This is a genomic window from Lactobacillus sp. M0403 (assembly GCF_016101265.1).
Taxonomy (GTDB): domain Bacteria; phylum Bacillota; class Bacilli; order Lactobacillales; family Lactobacillaceae; genus Lactobacillus; species Lactobacillus apis.
The window spans coordinates 63,085-88,905 of record NZ_JACFQV010000005.1; the positions used below are offsets into that span (position 1 = coordinate 63,085).

General features: G+C 34.6%; 22 protein-coding genes. 15 read left to right on the top strand and 7 right to left on the bottom strand.

The annotated features are described in order from the left end of the window. Positions 1–12: 12 nt before the first annotated feature. From H3T48_RS07080 to H3T48_RS07110, 7 genes are all read left to right on the top strand, one after another. Positions 13–1,365 carry a PTS galactitol transporter subunit IIC gene (locus H3T48_RS07080; protein WP_198188985.1) on the top strand — a complete coding sequence of 451 codons (1,353 nt, stop codon included), beginning with the start codon at positions 13–15 and terminating at the stop codon, positions 1,363–1,365. Between the two features lie 2 nt (positions 1,366–1,367). After that, positions 1,368–1,658 carry a PTS sugar transporter subunit IIB gene (locus H3T48_RS07085; protein WP_198188986.1) on the top strand — a complete coding sequence of 97 codons (291 nt, stop codon included), beginning with the start codon at positions 1,368–1,370 and terminating at the stop codon, positions 1,656–1,658. Further along, entirely contained in the window at positions 1,655–2,179 is a 525-nt protein-coding gene (locus H3T48_RS07090; protein ID WP_198188987.1) for a YjbQ family protein, read from the top strand. The genes H3T48_RS07085 and H3T48_RS07090 overlap by 4 nt, the downstream gene beginning before the upstream one ends. Further along, on the top strand, positions 2,172–2,768 hold the full coding sequence (locus tag H3T48_RS07095) for an SIS domain-containing protein (RefSeq protein ID WP_198188988.1): 597 nt from the start codon (positions 2,172–2,174) through the stop codon (positions 2,766–2,768). Before H3T48_RS07090 ends, H3T48_RS07095 begins: the two co-directional genes overlap by 8 nt. Next, positions 2,761–3,303, top strand: a complete 543-nt coding sequence (hxlB, locus tag H3T48_RS07100; protein ID WP_198188989.1) for a 6-phospho-3-hexuloisomerase — start codon at positions 2,761–2,763, stop codon at positions 3,301–3,303. The genes H3T48_RS07095 and hxlB overlap by 8 nt, the downstream gene beginning before the upstream one ends. Positions 3,304–3,318: 15 nt before the next feature. After that, positions 3,319–5,163 carry a transcription antiterminator gene (locus H3T48_RS07105; RefSeq protein ID WP_198189031.1) on the top strand — a complete coding sequence of 615 codons (1,845 nt, stop codon included), beginning with the start codon at positions 3,319–3,321 and terminating at the stop codon, positions 5,161–5,163. Between the two features lie 563 nt (positions 5,164–5,726). Further along, positions 5,727–7,076, top strand: coding sequence for a HEPN domain-containing protein (locus H3T48_RS07110; protein ID WP_198188990.1), 1,350 nt, complete (start codon positions 5,727–5,729; stop codon positions 7,074–7,076). 252 nt (positions 7,077–7,328) lie between these two features. On the opposite strand, the gene H3T48_RS07115 is transcribed toward H3T48_RS07110, so the two are convergent. From H3T48_RS07115 to H3T48_RS07140, 6 genes are all read right to left on the bottom strand, one after another. Continuing rightward, entirely contained in the window at positions 7,329–8,132 is an 804-nt protein-coding gene (locus H3T48_RS07115) for an ABC transporter ATP-binding protein (protein WP_198188991.1), read from the bottom strand. After that, positions 8,110–9,027 carry an ABC transporter permease gene (locus H3T48_RS07120; protein WP_198188992.1) on the bottom strand — a complete coding sequence of 306 codons (918 nt, stop codon included), beginning with the start codon at positions 9,025–9,027 and terminating at the stop codon, positions 8,110–8,112. Before H3T48_RS07120 ends, H3T48_RS07115 begins: the two co-directional genes overlap by 23 nt. Positions 9,028–9,056: 29 nt before the next feature. Next, complete coding sequence (locus H3T48_RS07125; RefSeq protein WP_198188993.1) at positions 9,057–10,028, bottom strand: ABC transporter substrate-binding protein; 972 nt, start codon at positions 10,026–10,028, stop codon at positions 9,057–9,059. 401 nt (positions 10,029–10,429) lie between these two features. After that, positions 10,430–11,401: an ABC transporter substrate-binding protein gene (locus H3T48_RS07130; protein ID WP_198188994.1), complete on the bottom strand. Its 972-nt coding sequence runs from the start codon at positions 11,399–11,401 to the stop codon at positions 10,430–10,432. A 348-nt stretch (positions 11,402–11,749) separates the two neighbouring features. Then, positions 11,750–12,697 carry a 1-phosphofructokinase family hexose kinase gene (locus tag H3T48_RS07135; RefSeq protein WP_198188995.1) on the bottom strand — a complete coding sequence of 316 codons (948 nt, stop codon included), beginning with the start codon at positions 12,695–12,697 and terminating at the stop codon, positions 11,750–11,752. A 21-nt stretch (positions 12,698–12,718) separates the two neighbouring features. Continuing rightward, positions 12,719–13,462, bottom strand: coding sequence for a DeoR/GlpR family DNA-binding transcription regulator (locus H3T48_RS07140; protein ID WP_232349905.1), 744 nt, complete (start codon positions 13,460–13,462; stop codon positions 12,719–12,721). 166 nt (positions 13,463–13,628) lie between these two features. On the opposite strand from H3T48_RS07140, the gene H3T48_RS07145 reads away from it, so the two are divergent. The 6 genes from H3T48_RS07145 to H3T48_RS07170 all read left to right on the top strand — a co-directional run bounded on the left by H3T48_RS07145 (position 13,629) and on the right by H3T48_RS07170 (position 19,337). Continuing rightward, the gene (locus H3T48_RS07145; RefSeq protein WP_232349906.1) at positions 13,629–14,087 is read left to right on the top strand and encodes a PTS sugar transporter subunit IIA; all 459 of its coding nucleotides are present in this window, start codon (positions 13,629–13,631) and stop codon (positions 14,085–14,087) included. Beyond that, entirely contained in the window at positions 14,084–14,404 is a 321-nt protein-coding gene (locus H3T48_RS07150; protein WP_198188996.1) for a PTS galactitol transporter subunit IIB, read from the top strand. Before H3T48_RS07145 ends, H3T48_RS07150 begins: the two co-directional genes overlap by 4 nt. A gap of 21 nt (positions 14,405–14,425) precedes the next feature. After that, positions 14,426–15,778, top strand: a complete 1,353-nt coding sequence (locus H3T48_RS07155; RefSeq protein ID WP_198188997.1) for a PTS galactitol transporter subunit IIC — start codon at positions 14,426–14,428, stop codon at positions 15,776–15,778. Between the two features lie 219 nt (positions 15,779–15,997). Then, complete coding sequence (locus H3T48_RS07160) at positions 15,998–16,768, top strand: class II aldolase/adducin family protein (protein WP_198188998.1); 771 nt, start codon at positions 15,998–16,000, stop codon at positions 16,766–16,768. A 207-nt stretch (positions 16,769–16,975) separates the two neighbouring features. After that, complete coding sequence (rpoN, locus tag H3T48_RS07165; RefSeq protein WP_198188999.1) at positions 16,976–18,238, top strand: RNA polymerase factor sigma-54; 1,263 nt, start codon at positions 16,976–16,978, stop codon at positions 18,236–18,238. A gap of 91 nt (positions 18,239–18,329) precedes the next feature. Further along, the gene (locus H3T48_RS07170; protein WP_198189000.1) at positions 18,330–19,337 is read left to right on the top strand and encodes an SLAP domain-containing protein; all 1,008 of its coding nucleotides are present in this window, start codon (positions 18,330–18,332) and stop codon (positions 19,335–19,337) included. A 100-nt stretch (positions 19,338–19,437) separates the two neighbouring features. Here the strand turns inward: H3T48_RS07170 and H3T48_RS07175 are convergent, their stop codons facing one another. Next, positions 19,438–20,379: an aldo/keto reductase family oxidoreductase gene (locus tag H3T48_RS07175; RefSeq protein WP_122034238.1), complete on the bottom strand. Its 942-nt coding sequence runs from the start codon at positions 20,377–20,379 to the stop codon at positions 19,438–19,440. Positions 20,380–20,576: 197 nt separating this feature from the next. Between H3T48_RS07175 and H3T48_RS07180 the strand changes: the two genes are divergently transcribed. Together H3T48_RS07180 and cas9 are read left to right on the top strand one after the other, a co-directional pair. Then, positions 20,577–21,482, top strand: a complete 906-nt coding sequence (locus H3T48_RS07180; RefSeq protein WP_198189001.1) for an L-lactate dehydrogenase — start codon at positions 20,577–20,579, stop codon at positions 21,480–21,482. Positions 21,483–21,605: 123 nt separating this feature from the next. Beyond that, the gene (gene cas9 / locus H3T48_RS07185; RefSeq protein WP_198189002.1) at positions 21,606–25,787 is read left to right on the top strand and encodes a type II CRISPR RNA-guided endonuclease Cas9; all 4,182 of its coding nucleotides are present in this window, start codon (positions 21,606–21,608) and stop codon (positions 25,785–25,787) included. Positions 25,788–25,821: the final 34 nt, after the last annotated feature.

A 25,821-nucleotide genomic window follows, 5' to 3' on the forward strand; every position in this document is an offset into this window, starting at 1 on the left:
GGAGTGAAAAATATGTTTGTACAAGCCATACATTGGTTCTTAAACTTAGGCTCAACAGTTGGTATACCAATTATTATCATTATTTTAGGTCTCATTGTCGGTTTAAAACCCTCTAAGGCACTAATATCAGGGTTAACCTTAAGTGCAGGCTTTATAGGGATGAATATGGTAGTTAACATGATGGCTACTAACTTGCAACCAGCAATTAAATTAATGGTTGCAAGATATCATTTGTCATTAAGTATTATGGATGTTGGTTGTGGGGTTGGAGGCCCCCTTGCCTTTTCTAGTTCATTAGGTGTTCTAGCAATTCCACTGACTATTTTAATAAATCTTGTCTTAGTATGGATTGGTTTAACGAGAACATTAAACGTTGACATTTGGAACTTGTGGCAACCAACATTTATTGGCTTATTGGTATGGGCAGTTTCAGGTAATTATGTATACGGAATAGTTGCTTTAGCTGGCGGATTTTTACTAGAACTACTACTAGCAGATTTGATGCAACCAATTACAGAAAAGTTTTTCAACTTGCCTGGTATTGCCGTAACCCATACAATGGCTCTTTCAGCCACAATTTTAGCTGTACCGTTAAACTGGTTATTTGATAAAATTCCAGGTTTTAACAAATTAGATGCAAGTCCAGAAAAAATTCAAAAACGGTTCGGCGTTTTAGGTGACCCATTAGTTATTGGCTTTATTGTAGGAGTCGGTATCGGACTACTAGCTGGCTTTGATGTTTCTGGCATTTTGCAACTTGGGGTTGAAATGGGTGCAACGCTGAAAATTATGCCAAAGATGATTTCAATGTTCATGGAAAGCTTAACCCCAATTTCTTCAGCAACTCAAGAGTTTACTAAGAAGCATTTACACGGCAAAAAAGTGAACATTGGTATGGATGCTGCTTTAACTGTTGGTCATCCAGCTGTAATCGCTACTAGTGTTTTAATGATTCCAATCTCACTGTTCTTAGCCACAATTTTACCTGGTAATAAAGTTTTGCCCCTAGGAGATTTAACACTTTATGTTTATGTATTTACTCTATTAGTTGGTGCTTTTAAAGGCAATATTATTAGGAGCTTGATAGGAGCAGTTATCTATTCGGTACCAATGCTGTATTTGTCTACTTGGCTTTCACCATTAGTAATGAAGAGTTTCAAGTTGGCCAATTACAGTATTAACACGAAAGGTGCATTTTCGTTTGAACTGTCTGGATTATGGACAAATTCAATTTTCGTTTGGATAACGCAAAATTTCGGTGTTATTGGTTTGGGTGTTTTGATAGTTGTTTTACTTGGACTGCTTTACTACTTAAATGTAATTAAAAAATTTAATGCTGGTCCAAGTGCAGAGAAAGGTGAATAATCATGAAAAAAATGTTAATTATGTGTGGTGCTGGACATGCTACTTCGACCATTGTTCACGCAAAAGTTAATGACTGGCTAAAAGAAAATGGTTTCGAAAATGACGTTGAAATTAAGCAATCTGCTGTTAGTCAAGAAGTTGAGAACATTCAAAATGGAAATTATGATATCGTTATTTCAACTACAATAGTTCCTAATGAAATTAAGGACAAGGTAATTAATGGCGTAGCACTTTTAACAGGCATTGGAACAGATCAAGTATGGGACAATGTAAAGGCGGCTATTGAATCATGAGCTTCTATTTTGATGAATTAGAGCTAGAAACAGTTCAAGGTAGACCCTCTTATCATATGATTACGGAGCAAGTAAAGGATGCTGTTAACAAAAGTAATATTGCCAATGGCATTTGCTTAGTGCAAACAGCGCATACAACATGTTCTGTCTACTTTGACGAGTATATGCATGATAAAAATTACTATAATGATGATTTTTTGCAAGTTGATCTAACTAATGTATTGGAGAAGATAATTCCTCGTCAGCAGTCAGAGAATTATCCCTATCTAAGCCCAGGTCCTGAACATATTGCTTATGGAATGAAAAAAAATGATCCTAATTATCCGGCCGTTAAATGGACGATGTTAAATACAGATGGTCATTTAAGATCAGATTTCCTTGGATCAAACGTTACTATAGGAGTTAAGCAGCATGAACTACTTTTAGGTTCAGTTGGTCAAGTTTTTTTTGCAGATTTTGACCAGACTAGAGCAAGAAAAAGGAAAGTTGAAATCATAATTCTAGGTGAAACAGATGAATAACTATTCTGCGTTTTTCCAAGCTGAAGGCGAAGAAATTATTAAGCTAGGTCAAAGTATTAGTAAAGAAGATTTTACTCATTTACTAAGAACCTTAGAAGAAAATACTAAAAATGTTTTTCTTACTGGATGTGGTACCTCAGCAATGGCGGCTCGCAAAGCAAGCCATACATTAAATGTTGTAGGCATCCCAGCTTTTTACCTTAATCCATCCGATGCTGTTCATGGTGGTTTGGGTCAAGTAAAAAAAGGCGATACTGTTATCTTTATATCAAAAGGTGGTTCTACTAAAGAATTAACCAGTTTTGACAAAAATGTTAAAGAAAAACAGGCAAAAATTGTTACTATAACTGAAAACGTTGATTCCATTTTGACAAAAAATGCAGATCTAGTTGTAAAAGTTAAAGTTGAAAAAGAACTGGATGAGTTTAATATGCTAGCTACCACTAGTACTTTGGCAGTAATCTCTCTATTCGATGTTATAGCTACAATACTAATGAAAGACGAAAATTTTACTAAAGAAGCCTTTTTATTAAATCATCCTTCTGGTAAAGTGGGACAACGACTAGCAAAGGATGTCAGACATGATTGATGAATTTGATCAAATTATTAGCGAACTTAGCAAAATAAATTGTGAACTCACAAATGAAAAAGCTGACCAAATTTTAAAAATGTTCTTGAATGCCAAAAGTATCTTTCTTTCGGGGGAAGGTAGAAGTGGCTTAATGATAAATGCTCTTGCAAATCGATTAACGCAGTTTGGTCTTAGTGTACATATAGTTAATGAAGTAACTGCACCTGCTATTGGAAAAGATGATTTATTAATCTTTAATTCTGCTAGTGGTAAATCATCGATTCTTATTTCTCAAGAAGAAAGTGCCAAAAAAGCAAATGCAAAAATTATAGTTTTTACAGCTAATAAAAAGGCACTGCTTAGTCAAAAAAGTGATGTGTCTATATTAATTGATGCTCAAGATAAGGACATAGCTGGCTCTTCAATTCAGCCTATGGGTAGTCTATATGAACAGGCCTCTTTACTATTGTTTGATAGTTTAGTATTAAGGGCTCTTCATAATAATTTGGTTACAGTAAGTCAATTACGTTCAGTACACTCTAATCTTGAATAGACGAGGAGATAAATGATGAGCGGCAACAGAGATTTATTAGATTTCTTACGACAAAATAATGAATCTTGGATCACTGCGAAAACTCTTGCAATGAAACTGGCGATTTCGGAAAGAACGGTAAAAAATAGAATAGCTCAGTTACGTCAAAATAATATTGAAATTGAAAGCGGACAAAAAGGCTATAAATTTAAAGGTAGTAATGAACCGCAGCTACAGAATAACAACTTACCAATGACTGTCAATCAAAGAAGTTCGTGGCTGATACGAAAATTGATTATGGCCGAAGACCCAATAAATATTTATGATTTGTCTGCTCAACTTTATATTAATGATGTAGAGCTAAGAAAAGAACTAAAAAATTTAAGCAAGGAGTTTTCCAATTTTGATTTGAAATTAGTTCGTGCTGGGGATTTTTATGGTGTTGAAGGAAACGAAGAGAATAAGAGAAAAATATTGTCATCAATCGTATATCATGAGTTGAATGGGACACTTTTGAATGAAAAAGCTATTCAAGAATATTTTCCTGACATCGAAGTGCATTTGATTAGTAAGATTTTAAGTCAAAGCATTACTGAGACTGAGACTAAATTAGATTCTTTTAATTTTAACAATTTCTTATTGCACTTGGTAATTATGATTGATCGCTCTAGTAAAACAATAGAAAAACCTAATGTTGATAGAATTGATAATGCTTTTGTACATCGACTTGTAGAAAAGATTAATAATAAAACTGATTATTGCTTATCTGAATATGACATTAAACAGCTGGTCAATATGTCTGAATTATTGATAGGTATGCATAAAATAGAAGTGCCCGAAAAATCGCAAATAAATAAGCTGTTTAAAAGAATTGTGTTGTTTGTGAGAAAAACATATGATTTGGACCTTGACGAAGAATTATTTAAAAGAAGATTCTTACCACATCTATTACGTTTAATAGATCGTTTTAAGAATAACAATACAGTTCATAATCCCTTAGCAAAAAACATTAAAAATTCTTCACCTACAATATACGAGTGTGCTACTTTAATAGCATACGAGATTAATAATGTATTAGGTATTTCAGTTAGTGAAGAAGAAATAGCTTTTATAGCTCTACATGTAGGTAATATTGTTACTGAGCAAATTAGAAATGAAAATAAAGTTATTGGCCAGCTGTTTATGCCAGAGTACCATGGTAATGCTAAGGATACTATGGATATCATTGATCAAAAATTTAATAATGACATGGCTTTACTTAATACTATTACCGATGAATCTGATATTCTAGATGAAACACAGCTTGTAATTGTGGCAGATTCAAAACAAATTATAAAAAATCATAATTTTGTGCAAGTCTCTAGTTTTCTTTTACCTAATGACATTAACAAAATACAAAAAGCGATTAAGCAGATTAAGGATGCAAACTTGTCTCAAGAATTAAAGCAGGGTTTAGCCAAATTTACATCTAAAAATAATTTTGTTAGAGAAAGTTGTAATAGAAGTGCTTCTGAAATTATCCATTATATTTCAACACAATTTATTAAAGAAAAAATTGTTGGTCAAGACTTTGAAAAAAAGATATTAGAAAGAGAACAGCTTTCTAGTACGGCTTTTGGTTCGGTTGCTATTCCTCATACTATTGATTATGACGCTAAAGCTAGTCAGTGGTTTATCTATATTAATCCTAAGGGGATAAAATGGGGTAATCAGTTCGTCTATCTAATTATTACTTTGGCTTCAAGTAAGAAAGATGAGAAAAAATTTCGTAAGGTTTTTGATGAACTATCTGAAGTTATTATCAATGATAATAAAGTTTCCAAGCTAATAGCCAGTAAAACTTATGATGAGTTTGTTAGTGAAATTGTAAAAGTTGAATAATTTATTAGTGATGCAAAAAATGTATTGTTATCTTAAATAGCAGTACGTTTTTTTACTGCTAATTTTTAAAATCTAATCCTGCACTGTATAACTTAGATATTTATAAATAAAACGCGATATTTTTAATTAATTAATAAATCGGAATAGCTTATGGTTACAATTATTAATTCCTTAGTGGATTAATGATATTATTTGTGTATGCTTCTAAGATTTGCTCATTAGTATAAGACATGCCACAGCTTTAAACCAAATATCGTAGAAATCTTTGACGTAAAAGAAGCAGCATTGAATTCTAAGAAAGATAAGCAATCAAGTTAAGCAATTATCAAATTAAATCGGCGAGTTTCTTACTAATAATCTGGAAGTAAATGTAGTGGTGTATGGCCCTAAAAAGTTTTGTTATTAACTAGTATCGATTGGTTTAGTAATGGGTCAACGAGATTTTAATATACCTCTAGCCTTCATTCATGATTTCGAATAAGAAAAACTAAGATTCTGGCATTTCGGATACTGTGAATTGAAATTTAGTCGATATTGAAGCATTTTTAGAATGGAGTAAGTTTTTGAAAAGAAACAAAATTGACATAAATTTAAATGAGACAACACATAGTGAATTTGAACTAATGGGAAAATTTGGAGTGAATTCAGATTTTTTAGAACGGCCTCTTCCTCATGGTTGTGCAACTGGAGTATTTAAATATGAAGATGGTAAGGCGGAAGTTAAAACTACTCCAAGCCTTTTTACTAAGGACGAAAAAATAGGTGGCGGTTATCTACCGGTAACTAATAGTATTCAGCAATGTATATATGGATTTTTGGAAGATGGTACACATATAAGACTGAATACATTTTCTAGTATAAACAGGAAGCAAGTAGTTCCAGGTTTAAGTACAATTAAATATATTGCTTATGAAACTGATTTTTCTAGATTACCTTTTGATAAAGAACAAGAGCCGGAGGAATTATGGATAACAATAAGTTCTTTAAGTGAAATTGCAAGTTATATTATTCCCAAAAATTTAGAAAGTACAGAAGCTTTACGAAAGCAAGACATCAAAATATGTGAGTTAACTGATTTTGATGTTTTCTTAAAACTGTTATATTTTAAAAATAACCCTCGAATGTCTTTAAGTATAAAAACAAATATTGCGTTGAAGATAAAGCCTCACAAGCCCTATAATGAAAAAAGTATTCTAAGTTATGCCACTAAGTTTGAAAGATTTATTTCCATTATCAACGATAGTCGAATGGACATAACCTCAATAAGATTCTTAAGAAATAATAAATGTATAAAAATACGTCTTCCTTATTCTGAGGTAATGAAAGAGAATGCCTCCAAAGACTACTCAAGCCTTATTTACATACCAGGACTTGCTTTCAATTTTTATACAAACGTAATCGGAAATGTATTTGAGGCAATAAACAGCAAAGATATAAAGTTCAACAATTTGATTAATAATTATATTTATAACATAAATCATGAGATGAATATTAACAGTTCGTTTCTTAATTATGTAAATTCAATTGAATTTTATATGGTTGGAAAAAAGTTTAAAAATGGTAAAGAAATAAAATCTTTAAATAAAAAAATCAGCTTATTTATCGAAAGTTTACCTGAAAAACTATATCATTTATTTTTTGAACAAGCTAAGGGTAAAGAAAACCATTCTGAGACAAAATTTATAAGTTCTGTTGTAGATACAAGAGACTATTTGACGCATGGCGAAAAAGCTAACAGTAAATTTCTAATCACTAATTTTCAAGAACAAGTTGACTATGTTGAATTTCTTAGGAATATTATACGAGTGAAAATCTTATGTGAATACGATATACCCGAGGACAATATTTATCAAGAATATGAAAACAACTGGGGACTTAGTCACTTTTGTAGTCTAATCAAAAAATATTTATAAAAATACCAAGTTGTTTTTATACAAGAATTAAGATTAGCAAATAAATTAAAACGAAAAAATGTGGATAATGTTAGGCAAAAGTACAAATCGTCTACAGTGACTCGTGTGTATTTAGCTTAATACCCACTCTTTAAAGTCATGGTGTAAGGCTGATTTAAAATGGATAGACATGGTGCTCAATCAAAGCCAACAAGTAACTAATATTAGAGTGTCCATCCGATAACGTAATTCACCTTCGTAGTTACGTTCTTTTTATACTAGTAACATAGCATCGTCTTCAACTTCAGCACCAACTTGCTTTTGGAATAATTCCATTAACTTGGGCACTGTTAAGCTCTGCTTTTCTTCACCTGCTAAGTTAACTGCAACTTTTCCTTGATGCAACATAATTAGTCGATTACCGTAGCGAATAGCGTCTTCCATGTTGTGTGTAACCATGAAAGCAGTTAGCTTTTGGTCATTAATTAGCTTTTCGGTTAATTCCATTACTGTGATTGAAGTTTTGGGATCAAGAGCAGCAGTGTGCTCATCAAGTAAAATTAAATCTGGCCGTTGCAATGTGGCCATTAATAATGTAATTGCTTGACGTTGACCACCTGATAATAAACCAATTTCTGTATCCAAACGGTTTTCAAGGTTAAGCCCTAACTGAGCAAGTTGTTTTTTGAAGAACTTGCGATCTTGCTTTTTAACACCTGGACGAAAGCCACGTCTTTGGCCACGTTTCATTGCCAAGGCTAAGTTTTCTTCTACGGTTAATCTTACCGCTGTTCCCATTTTAGGGTCTTGAAAAACTCGACTTATATTTTTAGCACGCTTGGTAACAGGTAATTTGGTAATATCAGTTCCGTTTAAAACGATTTGTCCTTCTTGCACCGGAATGGTTCCAGCAATACTGTTTAGTAAAGTGGATTTACCAGCACCATTACTACCGATAATGGTAACAAAATCACCAGCCTCTAAATCTAAATTAACGCCGCGTAGCACTCTGTTTTCATTAACGGTGCCACTCTCAAAAGTTTGGTGTAAATTTTTAATCTTTAGTACTTCTGACATGATTTTTTCCTCCCTTTAGATTACGCGGTAAATGGAAATTAGGTAATACAAGACAAACAACTAGAACTAAGGCAGAAGCCAATTTGGCATCTGCAGGTTCAACGTTCATCTGGAAAACTAGCGCTAAAATCAAGCGGTAAATAATTGCACCCAAGACTAAAGTTAGTAAACGTCCCCAGATTGGCAAGTTGCGTACAAGAACTTCTGCGATAATGATTGAAGCTAAACCGATAACTAGGGTACCTACACCAGAGTTTAAATCTGCAAAACCATTATTTTGGGCAAGTAACGCACCGGAAAGAGCAATACAACCGTTAGAAATCATGTAACCTAAAATCTTCATTTGTTCAGTTTTGATACCATTTGCGGCACTCATTTGTGGATTATCACCAGTTGCACGCATTGCTAAACCAATTTCAGTTCTGAAGAAAATTACAAGTAAAGCTATTACTAGTAGGGCAATGATTAATCCCATAACGATAACTGCATTATTTCTGGATAAGCCCCATTTTTGCGCGATTGAGAAAATTGTTTCTTTACCTAAGAGAGAAACATTAGCGGCATTTTGCATGACTCTTGAAGTAATCGAGTACAAACCAGTCATTGTGATGATTCCGGCTAATAACGACGGAATTCGTAATTTAGTATTTAAAACTCCTGTCACTAGTCCTGCAATTAAGCCACCGCCAAAAGCTGCTAGTGTAGCTATAAAAGGGTTAACACCTTTAACTAGACACATTGTGGCGATTGCTCCGCCCAAGGGAAAACTGCCTTCTGCGGTCATATCGGCCAAGTCAAGAATCCGAAAAGTTAAGTATACGCCAATGGCCATTAGTGACCAAAGCAATCCTTGTGAGGATGCTGAGAGAAGTAATTCCCAAAAAGTATTTAACATTGTTCTACATTCACGCTACCTTTCTGCTATTATTTAGGGGCTTTAATGGAATTAGGATCAATTCCAAGTGCCTTAGCCATCTTTTTGTTAACAACTAATTGTAATTTTTCTGCTTTTTCAACTGGCATATCAGCAGGTTTAGCTTTACCATCTAAAATTTTAGCGGCCATTTTTCCTGTTTGTTCGCCAAGTGATTCATAGTCGATACCGATTGAAGCTAAACCACCAGTTTTAACTTGGTCAGTTGAGCCGGCAACCAACGGAATTTTCTTTTCTTTAACAACTTTACCAATGATTGAAGCAGCTGAAGCAAAAGTGTTGTCAGTTGGAACATAGATGCCTTGAACTTTTCCTGCCAAAGTTTCAGTTACTTGTTGAACGTCATTAGTTGTATTAGCTGTCTTAACTACTACTTTTACACCAGCTTTTTTAAGAGCCTTAATTGCTAAATCTGCCTGAATCTTTGAATTTGATTCACCAGCATTGTACATAACACCAATTGTTTTAGCTTTTGGAACAATTGATAAAAGCAATTTGATTTGCTTGTCAATTGAAACCATGTCGGTTGTACCAGTGATATTTCTGCCTGGTTTTGCGTTCGAATCAACTAGCTTAGCAGCTTTTAAATCCGTTACGGAAGTAACAACTACTGGGATATCTTGAGTTGAGTTAGCCACACTTTGTGCTGCTGGAGTTGCTATTCCAAGAATTAAGTCTGACTTTTCGTTCACAAGTTTTTCACTCATACTCTTTAAGTTGTCTTGACTATTTTGAGCGTTTTGGTAGTCAATCTTAAGGTTTTTACCTTCAACGTAACCACCTTTTTTAAGACCCTTTTTAAATCCAGCATATGCTTTGTCAAGGGATGGATGTTGTACAACTTGCAAAACCCCCACATGCTTAACTTCTGAACTGTTATCAGCTTTTTTATTATTGCTGCATCCACTCAATAAGAGTAATCCGGCTAAACTTAGCCCTGCCATTAATTTTTTGATCTGCATTTTGCAATCCTCCATAAAAAAATACCCACTTACTTCTAAGTGGGTATCACAAAAATTATTTTGTAATTTTAATAGTTGCGCCTAGCCACTTAAAAGTTATGTGGCTAACCGTAAACAAATCGCTCTAGCCATCATAGATAAACTCAAACTTGCGTTTTGTTTGAACTCACCTTGATGAATTCAAACACTATCTAAAGTAGCTAAAGTAATAACGGTTATTCAGTTGTGAATTTTGACAAATATTCATTATCAAATACCTCCAACCTTGATGAAAAAATTATAGGAAAAAAAGAAGAAAAAGTCAAGTTTTGTAATAGTTGTATCTGGAAAAAGGGAAGGAGGATGTTTTAGTCGAATAAAAAGGTCGCTGATATCAGCGGCCAGAATTACATTTCTTACAGTTATTTAGGTGCTTTGATTGACTTGGGATCAATTCCAAGCGCCTTAGCCATTTTCTTGTTGACAACTAACTTCATGTCATGAGCTTTCTCAACCGGCATGTCAGCTGGCTTAGCTTTACCAGCTAAAATCTTAGCTGCCATTTTCCCAGTTTGTTCGCCAAGTAATTCGTAATCAATTCCGATTGAAGCAAGTCCACCAGTTTTAACTTGATCAACTGAACTTGCCACTAGCGGCACTTTCTTTTCTTTAACAACTTTACCAACAACGTCTGCAGCGGAATCGAAAGTATTGTCGGTAGGAACGAAAATACCGTCAACCTTTGAAGCTAAAGTTTCAGTTACTTGCTGAACATCGTTAGTTGAATTAGCTGTCTTAATTAAAACTTTGACTCCTGCTTTTTTAAGGGCAGCTGTGGCTAAATCTGCTTGAATTTTTGAATTTGACTCACCAGCATTGTACATAATACCGATTGTTTTAGCTTTAGGTACAATTGATAGAAGCAGCTTAATTTGTCTCTCGATTGAAACCATGTCAGTGGTCCCAGTAACGTTTTTCCCAGGCTTAGCATCCGATTTAACTAGCTTAGCTGCCTTTAAGTCGGTGACTGCGGTAACTACGATTGGAATATCTTGGCTAGTATTTGCCAGACTTTGAGCAGCAGGAGTTGCAATACCAAGCATTAAATCGGATTTCTCATTAACCAATTTTTCACTCATGCTCTTCAGATTGTCTTGATTATTCTGTGCATTCTGGTAATCAATCTTAAGATTTTTACCCTCGACGTAGCCTTCTTCCTTTAACCCTTTTTTAAAGCCCTTGTATGCTTTGTCTAAAGAAGGGTGTTGAACGACTTGCAAAACACCAACGTGTTTTACGTCTGAATTATTATCAGCTTTTTTATTATTGCTGCAGCCTCCTAATAATAGTAATCCGGCTAAACTTATTCCTGCCATTAATTTTTTGATTTGCATTTTGCAATCCTCCATAAAAATACCCACTTATTTCTAAGTGGGTATCATTAACTGATCTGTAAATTAATTATTAGTACTATTTTGCTCTAATAATTAGCCACTTAGAAACCTATGTGACTAATTACACTCAAAAAGCTATAGCCATCATAGATAAATTTAAACTTTTTAGTCTAAATTCATCTAGATGAACTTAGACCTTATCTATAGTAGCTATAGTAATAACGGTTATTCCGCTGTAATTGCTGATTAGAAATCATCAAATTACCTCCAAACCTTTAATATGTTTAGCATAAAGTATTAATAAAAATGTGTCAAATTTATTTCTGTCAGAAAAAATGAAATTAGCCATTATAAAGAAGTGATTTTAATTGTTTGACTAATTTTCAAAACATTTTCGGGCTGAACAAAGCCAGTTTTTGTTTCCATTGCATTTGCAGTACCTGCAGCGATTGCGTACTTAATAGTATCTTTGAAATTATAATGTTGATCCAACCCATATAATAATCCACCAACAACCGAATCACCTGACCCTTCAGTATTAACAACTTTTACAGGGTTGAAACTAGCTTTATAAAAGTTTTGCCTATGCTTAACTAGCGCTCCTTTATCACCTAAAGAAACAATGATATTTGGGATGCTAGTAAGAGGACTATGAATAATTTCTTCTTTTAGCAGATTACAATCCCGTGTTACAGGTGATGATAGTAAGTCAGCAGCTTCTTGCTCGTTAGGCTTAATAAAATCTGGTAAAACATTGCTCTTCAAGACTTCTGCTAGTGCTTGACCAGATGTATCGAGAATGATTTTGATTTTGGGATTTAGTTGACGAATTTTCGTAATTATCTGAGGATAAAAGTTCTGTACTTCAGTAGGTGGAAGACTACCATTTAATGAAATAGCTGAAACGTCATTACTTTTAATCAATGCCTCTAGGTCAGCAATCAAAGTAGTGAAATATTGTAAATTGATGTGGTCACCATATTCATTGATTTCAGTCTTTTCACCGTCATTTTGAATAATCGTATAACAATTTCTTGTATTACCATTTGTTTCAATAAAGCGGCATTCATATTGATCATTTTGAGCTTGTTCCAAAATGTATTGACCATTTGATCCTGCTAAAAAGCCAGTTGCAGCAGTTTGGGCACCAAGGTTAGCTGCTACTCTAGCAGCATTTATGCCTTTTCCGCCAACCATTTTTTTAATCAATTTGGCTCTATTTAGTGAACCAACTTGTAATTGATCCAATCGATATAAGCGATCTACTGAAGGGTTAACTGTGACTGTAATATCCATTCTCGTTCCTGATCCTAAAATTTAATAGATTACTTTAGTATATTTAGAGTATTTCTCAACATCATTTTTTGAAACCTGTGGATCGGTTACCAGAAAATCAAACTTATTGAGATCTCGAAAAGTAATAATATCTGAATGATTTAGCTTTGTATGGTCTGCAACTACTAGTGATTTTTTTGAATGAGCAATTGCGACGTTTTGAATACTACCTTCAGGAATTGTACTTGTCGTTACGCTATTGTCATTAATACCATTAGTAGAGCATATTGCATAGTCGAAATTTAATCCTTCGAAAATGTTTTCTGCTTTTTCACCCAAAAATTCTTCAGTATTTCTGTGTAATTCGCCACCTGTCAAAAAGAGACGACATTTACTTTTATTAATTTCATTGAATGCAGGCAAACTATTTGTTACGAAAGTTAAATTTTTGGTCACCAAAAGAGGGACAGCCATGAGAAGAGTGGTTCCTGCTCCCAAAAAAACAGTTGAATCATTTGCAATTTGTTTTGCTAAGAGATTTGCGATTTCTTTTTTTTCACTAATGTTTTTTTGTAATTTTTCATTAGTAGTTGATTCTGGTTGAAAGTTGCTTTGGGCTCCACCATAAATTCTGGTTATTTTGCCTTGTTCTTCCAGTCGTTTCAAGTCCCGTCTTACTGTCATTGAAGAAACCTGTAAGCTATTGGCGATATCAACAGTAGTCATAAAGCCCGTTTTACGTAATAGTTTGTTTATTTCTGTTAATCTTTTTTCTTGTAAACTCAAATTAATCACTTCTTTTTACTTAATATTAGCATGACACTAATAGTATATCAAACAATATGTAACATATAAAGTTCATCTTTGTTATAGTTTGTTTAATTTAGGTTGACATTGTTCGACCTAAGTATTATATTGAAAACGTATTCAAAAGAAGGAAGGAGGATGCAATTTGTTTTATCAAGATTTAATTGACTTAAATGTTTCGGTTGAAACGGAGGAGCAGCTTTTTGATTTGATTGGTTCACGAGTGATTCAGCTTGGATATGCAAACCTAGGATATATATCAAATTTGGAAAAAAGAGAAATTTCATATCCTACAGGACTCAAGTTTCCAGAAGTATCTCTTGCGTTACCCCATGTTGATCCTAAATATGTTAAGCAACCATTTATTTATATTGCTCGTACTAAAAAGCCACTTAAACTTAAGCAAATGGGTGATAGTTCAACAATGGAAGCACAGAACTTTTTGTTTTTAGGCCTAAAGAATGGTGCAAAACAACCAGAGCTCTTGGCACAAGTGATATCTGCGTTTCAAAATCGAAATTTTGTCGAACAATTCAAAGAGACAAAAGATTCTTTAGATATGTTGCAATTAGTAAGTAATGAATTTGGAGAGGTTATAAAATGAAAACTATTTTAGTTTGTTGTGGGAGTGGAGTTGCTACAAGTCCACAAGTAGCAAATAAGATTAATGATTACTTATCAGAACAAGGTTTGGACCAAATTGCTAAGGCAACTCCAAAACCAATTGGTGAAGCAAAATCAACGATTGAAAATGACACAAGCATCATCGTCTATGTTGGTATTGCGCAAGCTGATGCTGAACTTCAAGAAGCTTTAGATGAAAATAATGTTGTTGGTATGGTTGGTTTGCCTTGGCTCACAGGAATGAATCAAGAAGAAGCTAACCAAAAGATAGCTGATATTGTTAGACAGTCAAAATAACCTAAAGTAGAGGTGATTTAAATGGATTGGAACGCGATAGTTCAAGGAATTTTAGGAGTTGGTGCCCAAGTTTTAATTCCAATTTTAATTATGATATTGGGATTGATTTTTGGGATGAAGCCATCTAAAGCGATACTTTCTGGCCTGTATCTAGGTACTGGTTTTATAGGAATGTCGATGGCAATTAACCAACTTACTGAAACAGTTAGTCCTGCTGCAAAAGCGTTAGCCAAATATACTGGTATTAACTTACCAGCAGTTGATTTTGGTTGGACAGGTGCAGCTGCGATAACTTGGAGTTGGACACTAGCATTTTTGTTTTTTGCGGTAGAAATAGTAGTCAATTTGGTAATGTTGTTAACTAAAATGACTGACACAATGAATGCTGATATGTGGAATGTTTGGGGCATTGCCTTAACAGCCTACATGGTTTACCAAATTTCTGGAAGTTTAATTTGGGGATTCATATGTGGTGCTATTCAAGTAGTAATTTGCTTGAAACTAGGTGATATGTGGAGTAAAGAAATTGCTAATATGCTTGGCTATGAGGGTGTAACAGTAACTCATATTGAAGCATTTACAGCAGTAATTATGTCTCCAATTAACAAATTAATGGATTATATTCCGATTTTTAATCGTGAATGGGATGCATCATCGCTAAAAAGAAAAATTGGTGTATTCAGTGAGCCAGTCACTATGGGAGCAATTATTGGTTTAGTTCTTGCTCTTGCTGGTCATTATAGTATAGGAAATGCACTTAACTTGGCAGTGACTGTCGGAGCAGTTATGGCAATTTTCCCAGTAATGGCCAAGTTCTTTATGGATGCTTTGACGCCATTTGGCTCCACAATGAGCGACTTCATGAAAAAGCATGTAAAGGGGAGAACATTTTCGATTGGCCTAGATTGGCCTATTTTAGGACAAAGTACAGAACTTTGGGTCACAATGGTCTTAATGATACCAGTATCGATTATTTATGCAGCAATTTTGCCAGGTAATACAATTCTACCTATTGCTGGTGTAATTAATTATTGTATTGGTGTTGGTGGCTTGCTGCTAACAGGTGGTAATTTGCTTAGAATGCTCGTATTAGGAATTATTTATGAGCCGGTATTCCTTTATGGTGCTTCATATTTTGCTAATGTCTTTACAAAATTAGCTAAATCAAGTACATCAATTAAAGTTCCAGCTGGTTCACAAGTTTCTTGGAGTTCTATTGAAGCTCCAGAATTAAGATTCTTAATGGCATGGGCAGGAAAAGGCAATATTTGGGCAATAATTGGTTTAGTTGCACTGTTAGCTCTATTCTGGCTCCTATATCGCTCATTTAAGAAGAATCCGATTCCAGCTTTGAAATATAGCAAACTAGAATAGGTTAATAACTATGAGAAAAATGTCGAACGAGAAATTCTTTTGGACATGCTTATCTTTTCTAGCTTTTGGCCTATTTAGTTTAGCAATTCTTACTAAGAATTATTGGATTAATATCTTCGTCATTGTTTTAGGTTTGTTAATTAATAAGAAGGGAAGTGATGCTCTTTTTACTAAAACAAATTTGTCAGCTAAAAATAAAATGAGGAGGAAAAATAATTAATGAAATATCCTGCAGGTAGAATTCCGTTTGAATATGAACGAGAAGACTTAGCCAAAGTTGTTCGTGAGGTAATGGAGCGTCGAGATACTAATATTGTTGGTGGAAATATCAGCATTAAAGTTCAGGACGAAACTGGAAAAGATTATTATGTAATGACGCCAACAATGATGTCAGAAGCATATATGGGATACTTAAATGCGGATCAAATTCTGGTAATTGAGCCACATACACGTAAGGTTGTTTCTGGAAATGGTAAAGTTACGCGTGAAATTAATATGCACGAAGCTATTTACGATGTTAATCCAGATATTAAGTGTGTTTTTCACTCACATGCAGATCAATGTATGTTTTGGGGAACAAGTGGCTTAAATATGCCTAACGTCACTGAAGCTACTCAAAAATTGAAAGAAATTAGAACGCTAGACTGGCATCCGATGTGTACCGAAGAGTTGGCAGAATATGTTGCTGATGAAATTAAAAAATTGGGATCTAGAGCTTTAAGAAATGGTTTTATCTTAAATTCACATGGCACCTTATTCACCTCTGGTGGCAAAGATATAGATCCTGTAACAGCACTCCATAAATCATTAGCAGATGTAGATATTACAGAATATAATGCTAAAGTTGCATATAAACAAACAGTTTTCCAACAAATTGGAGTTTTAGATGGATATTACTCTGAAGGTACAAAAATCGGTACTTGGGAAGATGTAAAGGCCGGTAAGGCACTTTATAATAAACAAAAAGCGCAAAATAAAAAGGGCGACTAAAAAGTACCCTCTCTATAAAGTTTAACCACTTTGACAATATAATATTTTTGCGCGAGATGCAACTTTTATTCATGATTTTTATAAAAAAACCTGATCAATCGATCAGGTTTTTGTTTTATAGATCTTAAAAAACAATAGAAAGCGCTATTATTTATAGCTATAATACAAGTAATATAGTTACTTACTAAATTAGAAGGAGAAAAGCCGATGACACGATTGCAAAAAATGGTCTTAAAACCGAAAGAGCAGTTAGTTACGCGGCTTTTTTTGTCGCCTAAACTTCAGCAAAACCTAACTGTTTTATCTTATAGCACCTATGATTTGATTAGTGCAATGAAGGAGTTAAGCGAAAGCAATCCCTTTGTTTCATTGGCTGAACCTAAGAGTGAAACTCATAGCTTGGAATGGATTGGTGATACTGAAAGTGAAAGCTTGCCCGATCATCTTTTATTACAGGTAAGGATGAGTGACTGGAGTAGTAGGGAAAAGAGTGCTGTTAAGTTACTAATTTATAATTTGGATGATGATGGATACCTGCGCGTCAAATTAAATGAACTTGCTCAAGCATCAGAATTTTCACTTGCAGATTTGGAGCAAGCAAAAGTACTATTACAAAGTTTAGATCCATGTGGGGTTGGTGCAAGTAGTCTAAATGAATGCCTGTTAATTCAAGCTCGTCAAAAAGAGAACTTTGATGAAATTGCAATGCAAATTTTACTTTCTGACAGTTTGGAATTACTTGCGGATCCACAAAAATGGGAGCAGTCAGATTTTTCGACTAGTCAATTAACTCAGGCACTAGCTAACATTCAGACACTAGATCCGACACCAGCAAGTGAATATGTGACTGAGCAAAACGTTCAATATTTGCTACCTGATTTGATTTTTAAAGTTGAAGCTGGACGCCTAACAATTGAAACAGCGAAGTCGCAAATTCCCGAAATACTGTTTGATGAAAAAACTTACAAGGAATTAAAAACACAATCTGACCAAGGTAAATATTTTTCGCAACAACGTCAAGATTATTTAGAAATGAAAAATGCAATAGACCAGCGGCAACAAACTATCCTTCGTTTAGGTAAATATGTTGGTGAATATCAAAGAGCATTTTTAACTACAATGCAAACGCAGGAATTAAAACCTTTAGGTTTAAAAGATGCGGCTAATGCATTGAACTTAGCACCAAGTACGATTAGTAGGGCAATAAAGGACAAGTACATCCAGTGTCAGAATAAAATTTTTAGTTTAAAAATTCTATTTCCACGCAAAGTTACGACCGATTTATCTCAGGCACGAATTGAGTATGATTTGCAAAAGCTAATTGATCAAGAAAGTTCTCATCAGCCATTAAGTGATCAGCAATTAGTCGAACATTTTGCGGATCACGGTGTTACTTTGAGCAGGAGGGTAATCGCGAAATATCGTAAAAAACTAAATATTCCCAATAGCTATCAGCGTAAAAGAGACTGACAAAAGTAAAAGTTTTTCTGACTTCTATTTATTAATTGTTTAGAATATGGAATATAGAGCTTTTAGATATATGGAGGAGAGTAAGATGTCCATGAAAAAACTTTTGACAACCATTTCGGCAGGATTTGCATTAGGATTAGGTCTAATTGCATTGCCATATAGTGCAGTTACGGCATCAGCAGCCACTTCACCTAGATTACAATTACGACAGAATTCTTATGTTTATTCCATATCTGGCAAAAGAAAGGGCAAAATTGTTCTAAAAAGAGGGACGTATTTACGTGCTTTGAGTAAGAAGGCAATTAAGGGTAAAAAATACTATAGAATTGGTAAAGGCCGTTATATTAGAACAAATAACGCAGTAATTGTACCTAATGAAACAAAAGATAAAGGTCCAGGTTTATTTTCAGTTTATTTGAAACCTGGAATAACACTTTATTCTAAGCCAAATGGAGAATCATCACGAGAAATGCTCCTTGGTAAACAAAAGGTATATGAAATCTATAAAGATGCTAATGGACTCGAGTGGTATCGCCTACAAGATGAAAATTGGGCAAAAGTCACTGACACTCAAAGGTCAAAACCAAAAGAAGATGAAGAGATTCCTACCTCGGACAATTGGGATGACCCAGAAGACAACACTGACGTAATCGTTATAGAAAAGGAAAATCCCATTCCTACTGGTACTGCTTTTGACAGAGCCACTATTCAAGAAACCGCCAAGTACTTTGAAAAATTAGTTAATGATTGGCGCGCTACTCAAGGGATTGATACGCAATTTCTCTATACATCTAAACATTACGACTATGACGTTGCCAGAGCAGTCCATGATGCTCAACATTATGACAAATATCAGGTTTTTGATGGACATGAAGGGGCTGAACTTTCCGAACTAGAAACCTTAATCGGTTATAGTACTCCTGAAGAAATGGCTAAAAGTGCCTTTAACCAGTATGTTTACAACGACAAAGCATCAAACTTTGCACATAGAAATCACTTGAAATCGAGATCAGTTACATCATTTGGTATTGGTATGGCTGCCACACGTAATAATGGATACATTAAAAACGGTGTAACTTTTATAGTAAGTACAAACTAGTTTTATCATTACATTAATAAAAGCCTAGACAACAGTCTAGGCTTTTATGTTTAGTTAGCTTTTCTTTACAAATGCTAGAGTATTATTTCTAGATGGAAATTTAAGGCAAGTCATTGCCAGCAGCTAGGTAAATATCGTACCATTCTTGAGCTGTTAGTGAGATGTCTGCACCTTTAGCACTGTCAACAATGTGTTCTGGTGTCATTGTTCCAATAATTACCTGACCAATTGCTGGGTGACGTAGTATCCAGGCAGCTGCAATTGCGTTTTTGGAAACGCCTTTTTTATCTGCTAGTTTCTGTAATGCGTCGTTAACTTCTGGGAACTTAGGGTTGCCGATAAAGTTACCTTCAATTTGACCATATTGGAATGGCGACCAAGCTTGAACTGTCATATTGTGTAAGCGTGAATAGTCTAAGACACCGCGGTCGTGGTCAATGCTGCGAGCATCGGTCATATTAGTGTGGATGTTAAAGTCAATTGGGCCAGTGTGCATGACACTCAGTTGCAATTGATTAATCAGCAATTTTTGACTCAATCCAGCCTGCAATAATTCGACTTGCATTGGGTTAAAGTTGGACACACCAAAGTGACGCACCTTACCATCTTTTTGCAGTTCATCAAACGCAGCCGCAATTTCGGCAGGATCCATCAAAGCATCTGGACGATGCAAAAGTAGGCTGTCTAAATAGTCAATTTTCATGCGAGAAAGAATGCCATCAACACTTTTAATGATATGTTCTTTTGAAAAATCATAGCGAGTGGTCTTGTAGTTTTGCGATTCATCCTCAAAAATTCCAGTTTTTGATTGAATGTAAAAATCATCACGACTAAGTGAGGACTTTTCCAAAGCTTCGCCAAAAATTTCTTCTGATTTGCCATGACCATATATGTCTGAAGAATCAATAAAGTTAATTCCTGTGTCATGAGCAGTTTCTAATGCCTTAACAGCTTCATCAACTGACAGCTTGTTCATCCGCATTATCCCAAATGCGATTGCAGAAGCACTAAAGTTAGTGTTACCAATTTTTATTTGTCTCATAATGTACCTCCTAATGCTTAGTATAGTTCATGAAAGATAAAAAGGGTTGAAATCATTTTTTAATTTTTGTTGAAACTTCGTTAGCGAATCTAATTATTTTTTAAATTTAAGTTCATCTTTAATGGAAAACAGCTATAATGATAGATAACAAATTTTTTAGATAAAACCTTAAATTACTTTCTAGAAGGACAAATATCATGAGTAATAAGATCGGTATCATAGGTGATGGTCATGTTGGAAGCACAGTAGCACATCAATTACTTATTTCAGGTTTGGTTGATGACTTAGTTTTAATTGATGTAAATGAGGCAAAAGTCACTGCGGATGAGCTTGATTTCCAAGATGCAATGGCTAACTTGAAGCATCACACCAACATTGTAATTAATGACTATTCTGCCTTAAAAGATGCCGATATTATTATTAGTGCTTTTGGTAACATTAGTTTAGAAGCTGGTGGAGAGCGTTTTGCGGAATTAAACTATAATAGAGAACGAATTGGGGACATTGCTGCTTCAATTAAAAAGAGTGGTTTTGATGGCATTTTGGTCGCAATTACCAATCCTGTTGATGCAATTACTAATATGTATCAAGAATTGACTGGTTTGCCTAAAAAGCATGTCATTGGAACGGGTACACTTCTTGATACCTCAAGAATGAAAAGAGCTGTTGGCTCGCGTTTGAACGTTGATCCTCGTTCAGTTGAAGGCTTTAACTTAGGTGAGCACGGCAACTCGCAATTTACTGCTTGGTCAACTGTTAAAGTTTTGGAGCAACCAATTACGGAGTTGGTTAAAGACAAGCCGTGGAAGCTTGAAGACCTAAATGATGAAATTAAGTTTGGCGGTCAAACTGTTTATAAGGGTAAGCAATACACCAACTATGGGATTGCAGCAGCAGTTACTAGATTAGTTGAAACAATTGAAAGTGACGCACGCACAGAGCTTCCAGTTTCAAATTACCAGGAGAAATACGGTACTTACTTATCATACCCAGCAATCGTTGGTAGGGATGGCATAGTTCAACAAGTCGAATTGGCTTTAACTGATGAAGAAGAAAAACTGCTGGCAAAATCGGCAGAAACAATTAAAGAAAAATCGAAATAAGTATTTTTTGCTAAATGATGGCTAGTTAAGCCATCATTTTTCGTATACTAAAAAAATAGAGATTATATTTCTTTTTAAGTGTATGATTATAGTAATGAAAAGAAATTGATTGGGAGAAGAAAAATGAGTCCAAAAAAGGATGACTATATATTAGGTCTCGATATCGGGACAAACTCATGTGGTTGGGCTGCAGCCGACAAGAAAAATAATCTTTTAAAGTTACGTGGTAAAACTGCAATCGGTTCACATTTATTTGAAGAGGGACACTCTGCTGCAGACCGTCGCGGCTTTAGAACTACACGTCGTCGTCTTAAGCGAAGAAAATGGCGTTTAGGATTGCTAGAAGAGATTTTTGCGGAGCCAATGGCTGAAGTTGATCCAGCATTTTTTGTTCGCCTTCATCAATCATGGGTTTCTCCCCTCGATAAAGACCGGCAAAAATACGCCGCAATTGTTTTTCCAACTGCCAAAGAAGATGCAAAGTTTTATCAGAAATATCCGACGATTTATCATCTGCGTCAAGCCTTAATGACAGAAAACCGCAAATTTGATTTACGTGAGATTTTCTTGGCGATGCACCACATTGTTAAATACCGTGGCAATTTTTTGCAGGATACTCCCGTAAAAAGCTTTGAAGCTTCCAAAATCGATGTAGCACCAATATTGGAATCAATTAATGATGCTTTTAATAATAAAACAGATGAGGGCAGTGAAAAGCTAGAATTAAGCTTGAAAAATGCACGTGCTATTGAAGAGGTAATCAAGGGTGAGGACCAGGATAAAACGACTTATAAAAAGGATAAAGTCAAAAAGATTGCGTTATTGCTACCAGCTTCGAATAATAAAAATGAAAAAAATGTGTCCAAACAGATTGCTAATGCCATTATGGGTTATAAAACACAATTTGAAACCATCTTGGCTAAAGAAATTGATAAAAGCGATAAAGCAAGATGGGAATTTAAACTTAGTGATGCGGATGCAGATGAAAAATTGGATGCATTATTGCCAGAATTAGATGAAGATGACCAAACTATTATTGTTGAAATTAAAAAGTTATTTAGTTCAATTACATTGAGTACTATTGTTGATGAAGGTAAGAGTTTATCTGCATCAATGGTAAACAAGTACAACCAGCATAGATGTGATTATAAATTACTAAAGTCAGTAATTGATGGTCAAACAGATCGTCAGAAGGCTAAAACCTTACAGCTTGCTTATGATCTATATATTAATAATCGTCATGGTCACTTATTAGAAGCCAAGGCTGAATTTAAGCAAGATGGTGCTTTAACTAAAGAAGATTTTTATAAAGTAGTTAAAGAAAATCTTGATGATTCTCAAGCGGCTAATCAAATTTTACAAGAAATTGAAGCTGATACTTTTATGCCTAAGCAACGCACCAATAATAACGGTGTTATTCCATTTCAGTTGCATCAAATTGAGTTAGATAAGATTATTGCTAATCAAAGTCAGTACTATCCGTTTCTAGCTACTGAGAATCCTGTTGAAGATCATCGAAAGCAGGCACCATACAAATTAGATGAACTAGTTAGATTTAGAGTGCCGTATTATGTTGGCCCGATGGTTACTGCACAGGATCAAGAGAAAACTTCTGGTAAGAATTTTGCTTGGATGGTAAGAAAAGAACCTGGAGAAATTACGCCTTGGAATTTTGAGCAAAAAATAGATCGACAAGAATCAGCTAGCCGTTTTATTAAGCGAATGACTATTAAAGACACCTATCTTTTAGGTGAAGACGTTTTACCTTCAAATAGTTTACTTTATCAACGATTTGAAGTCTTAAATGAGTTAAATAATCTTAGAATTAATGGAAAGAAAATAAGTGTAAGTCTTAAGCAAGATATCTTTAACAACTTATTTAAGGAGAAAAAAAACGTTACAGCTAAAATGCTAGTCAACTACTTGAAGCAAAATGAAAAACTGTTAAATGTGGAAATAAAAGGTTTAGCAGATCCGACAAAGTTTAATTCTAGCTTGTCTAGTTACTACCACTTAAAAAATTTACATGTATTTGAAGGTCAATTGGACGATCCTAAATATAACGCGGACTTTGAGAAGATAATTGAATATTCTTCGATCTTTGAAGATAAAAAGATATTTCAAGAAAAATTACACGAGATTAATTGGTTATCTCAAGACCAATTTAAGGCGTTATCAACTTGGCGGTTACAGGGCTGGGGTAGACTTTCGAAAAAGCTGTTAGTTGGTTTACATGATCAAAATGGCCAAAATGTTATGGAACAGCTTTGGGATAGTCAAAAGAACTTTATGCAAATTATCACCGAACCAGACTTTAAGGATGCTATAGAAAAAGAAAATCAGAGTATCGCAAAGAAAAACGGTGTAGAAGAAATTCTGGCTGACGCTTACACTTCTCCTGCCAATAAAAAAGCAATCAGACAGGTAGTTAAAGTGGTCGAAGATGTTGTTAAAGCTGCTGGAGGAAAGGCTCCGTCTCAATTTGCAATTGAATTTACTCGCAGCCCGGACGAAAATCCCAAATTGTCACAAATTAGGGGTAACCAATTATTAAAGACGTATCAGGACACTGCTAAAGATCTTGTTGATCAGGATTTAACTAATAATTTAAAAAATGCAATGACGAGTCGAAAGCTTTTGCAAGATAAGTATTTCCTATATTTTATGCAAGCAGGGCGTGATGCATATACAGGCAAAAAAATCAATATTGATGAAATATCTTTTGGTTACCAAATTGATCATATTTTGCCACAGTCATTTGTTAAAGACGATTCATTAGATAATCGTGTATTAACAGCAACACCATTAAATGCGGAAAAGTCAGATGATGTTCCTTTTAAGAGATTCGCAAATAACCAAGTTCCTGACTTGCAAATTACGGTTGGTGAAATGTGGAAGAGGTGGCAAAAAGCTGGCATCATAAGTAAGTACAAGTTGAATAATTTATTATTAAATCCTGATAACTTAAACAAGTATCAAAAGGCTGGCTTTATTAATCGACAACTAGTAGAAACTAGCCAAATCGTCAAGTTAGTATCGGTTATTTTACAAAATAAATATCCTGACTCTGAGATTATTACGGTTAAAGCTGGAGACAATTCAGCTTTGCGTAAGCGGCTAGGTCTTTACAAGAGCCGTGAAGTTAACGATTATCATCATGCGATTGATGCTTACTTGTCAATTATCTGCGGTAACTTTTTATATCAAGTTTATCCTAAGTACCGCCCATTTTTTGTCTATGGGAAGTATAAAAAATTTAGTCAAAATCCTGATTTGCAAAAAGAAGTTATTGATCACTTTAAAGGGTTTACATTCATGTGGCCAATATTACAAAAAGATAATAAGCAGCGTAAGGCTCCTGAAGAAATTTTGGAAAATAATAGTGATAGAGTGGTCTTTCTTAAGCATCCAGATATTTTTGATAAACTACGTAAGGCTTATAACTATAAGTACATGTTGGTTTCGCGCGAAACTACTACTGAAAATAGTGGACTCTTTAATATGACTGTTTACCCGCGCGGAGAGCGTGATCGTAAAAAGACCAGGAAACTGATTCCCAAAGGCAAAGACCTCGATACGACAGTTTATGGTGGTTATAGTGGAAATGCAGATGCTTATTTAGCAATTGTTAAAATTAAACAATCTAAAGGGGATGTTTATAGAGTAGTAGGCGTTCCAATGCGGTTCCTTCTTAGATTGCAACAAGCTAAGAAGCAGGGAAATTATAATTTGGAACTACATCAAGTCCTCGAGCAATTAATTATGTTTGATAAAAATGGAAAGCCTAAGCGAGGCATTAAAGGATTCAGAATAATAAAAGACCACGTTCACTTTAAGCAAGTTATAGTAGATGGTGATAAAAAGTTCATGCTTAATTCAGCTAGCTACCAAGTTAATGCGAAACAACTTACTTTGTCGCAAGAGACTATGAGGACAGTCACTGATAATATGGATCTAAAAGAAGATAATGAAGATCAACGCTTAGTGAGTGCTTATGACGAGATTTTGTCGAAGGTTGATGCATATTTGCCATTATTTGATACAAACAACTTTAGAGCAGGGTTACATGAAGGTAGAACAAAATTTATCAACTTGACAGTTAAGGATAAGAAACAAACTCTAAGTAATATTTTAAATGGTCTACATGATAACGCGGTTGTTTCCGATTTGAAGAACTTAGGAATTAAAACTCCATTCGGAAAAATGCAGACAAAGGCGGGTATAGTTCTTTCATCTAATGCAATATTAATTTTTCAATCGCCAACTGGCTTGTTTGAAAAAAGAGTAAAAATAACAGATTTGTAGAGCAAAATAGAGAGCCGATGAAATCTGACTCTCT

Bases quoted from the DNA above. Each gene is read 5' to 3' on its own strand.
- H3T48_RS07130 (WP_198188994.1), bottom strand. From the start codon at position 11,401: ATGCAAATCAAAAAATTAATGGCAGGAATAAGTTTAGCCGGATTACTA.
- H3T48_RS07135 (WP_198188995.1), bottom strand. From the start codon at position 12,697: ATGGATATTACAGTCACAGTTAACCCTTCAGTAGATCGCTTATATCGA.
- H3T48_RS07090 (WP_198188987.1), top strand. From the start codon at position 1,655: ATGAGCTTCTATTTTGATGAATTAGAGCTAGAAACAGTTCAAGGTAGA.
- H3T48_RS07085 (WP_198188986.1), top strand. From the start codon at position 1,368: ATGAAAAAAATGTTAATTATGTGTGGTGCTGGACATGCTACTTCGACC.
- H3T48_RS07180 (WP_198189001.1), top strand. From the start codon at position 20,577: ATGAGTAATAAGATCGGTATCATAGGTGATGGTCATGTTGGAAGCACA.
- H3T48_RS07150 (WP_198188996.1), top strand. From the start codon at position 14,084: ATGAAAACTATTTTAGTTTGTTGTGGGAGTGGAGTTGCTACAAGTCCA.
- H3T48_RS07120 (WP_198188992.1), bottom strand. From the start codon at position 9,027: ATGTTAAATACTTTTTGGGAATTACTTCTCTCAGCATCCTCACAAGGA.
- H3T48_RS07125 (WP_198188993.1), bottom strand. From the start codon at position 10,028: ATGCAGATCAAAAAATTAATGGCAGGGCTAAGTTTAGCCGGATTACTC.
- H3T48_RS07080 (WP_198188985.1), top strand. From the start codon at position 13: ATGTTTGTACAAGCCATACATTGGTTCTTAAACTTAGGCTCAACAGTT.
- H3T48_RS07175 (WP_122034238.1), bottom strand. From the start codon at position 20,379: ATGAGACAAATAAAAATTGGTAACACTAACTTTAGTGCTTCTGCAATC.
- rpoN (WP_198188999.1), top strand. From the start codon at position 16,976: ATGACACGATTGCAAAAAATGGTCTTAAAACCGAAAGAGCAGTTAGTT.
- H3T48_RS07105 (WP_198189031.1), top strand. From the start codon at position 3,319: ATGAGCGGCAACAGAGATTTATTAGATTTCTTACGACAAAATAATGAA.
- H3T48_RS07095 (WP_198188988.1), top strand. From the start codon at position 2,172: ATGAATAACTATTCTGCGTTTTTCCAAGCTGAAGGCGAAGAAATTATT.
- cas9 (WP_198189002.1), top strand. From the start codon at position 21,606: ATGAGTCCAAAAAAGGATGACTATATATTAGGTCTCGATATCGGGACA.
- H3T48_RS07155 (WP_198188997.1), top strand. From the start codon at position 14,426: ATGGATTGGAACGCGATAGTTCAAGGAATTTTAGGAGTTGGTGCCCAA.
- H3T48_RS07115 (WP_198188991.1), bottom strand. From the start codon at position 8,132: ATGTCAGAAGTACTAAAGATTAAAAATTTACACCAAACTTTTGAGAGT.
- H3T48_RS07170 (WP_198189000.1), top strand. From the start codon at position 18,330: ATGAAAAAACTTTTGACAACCATTTCGGCAGGATTTGCATTAGGATTA.
- hxlB (WP_198188989.1), top strand. From the start codon at position 2,761: ATGATTGATGAATTTGATCAAATTATTAGCGAACTTAGCAAAATAAAT.
- H3T48_RS07160 (WP_198188998.1), top strand. From the start codon at position 15,998: ATGAAATATCCTGCAGGTAGAATTCCGTTTGAATATGAACGAGAAGAC.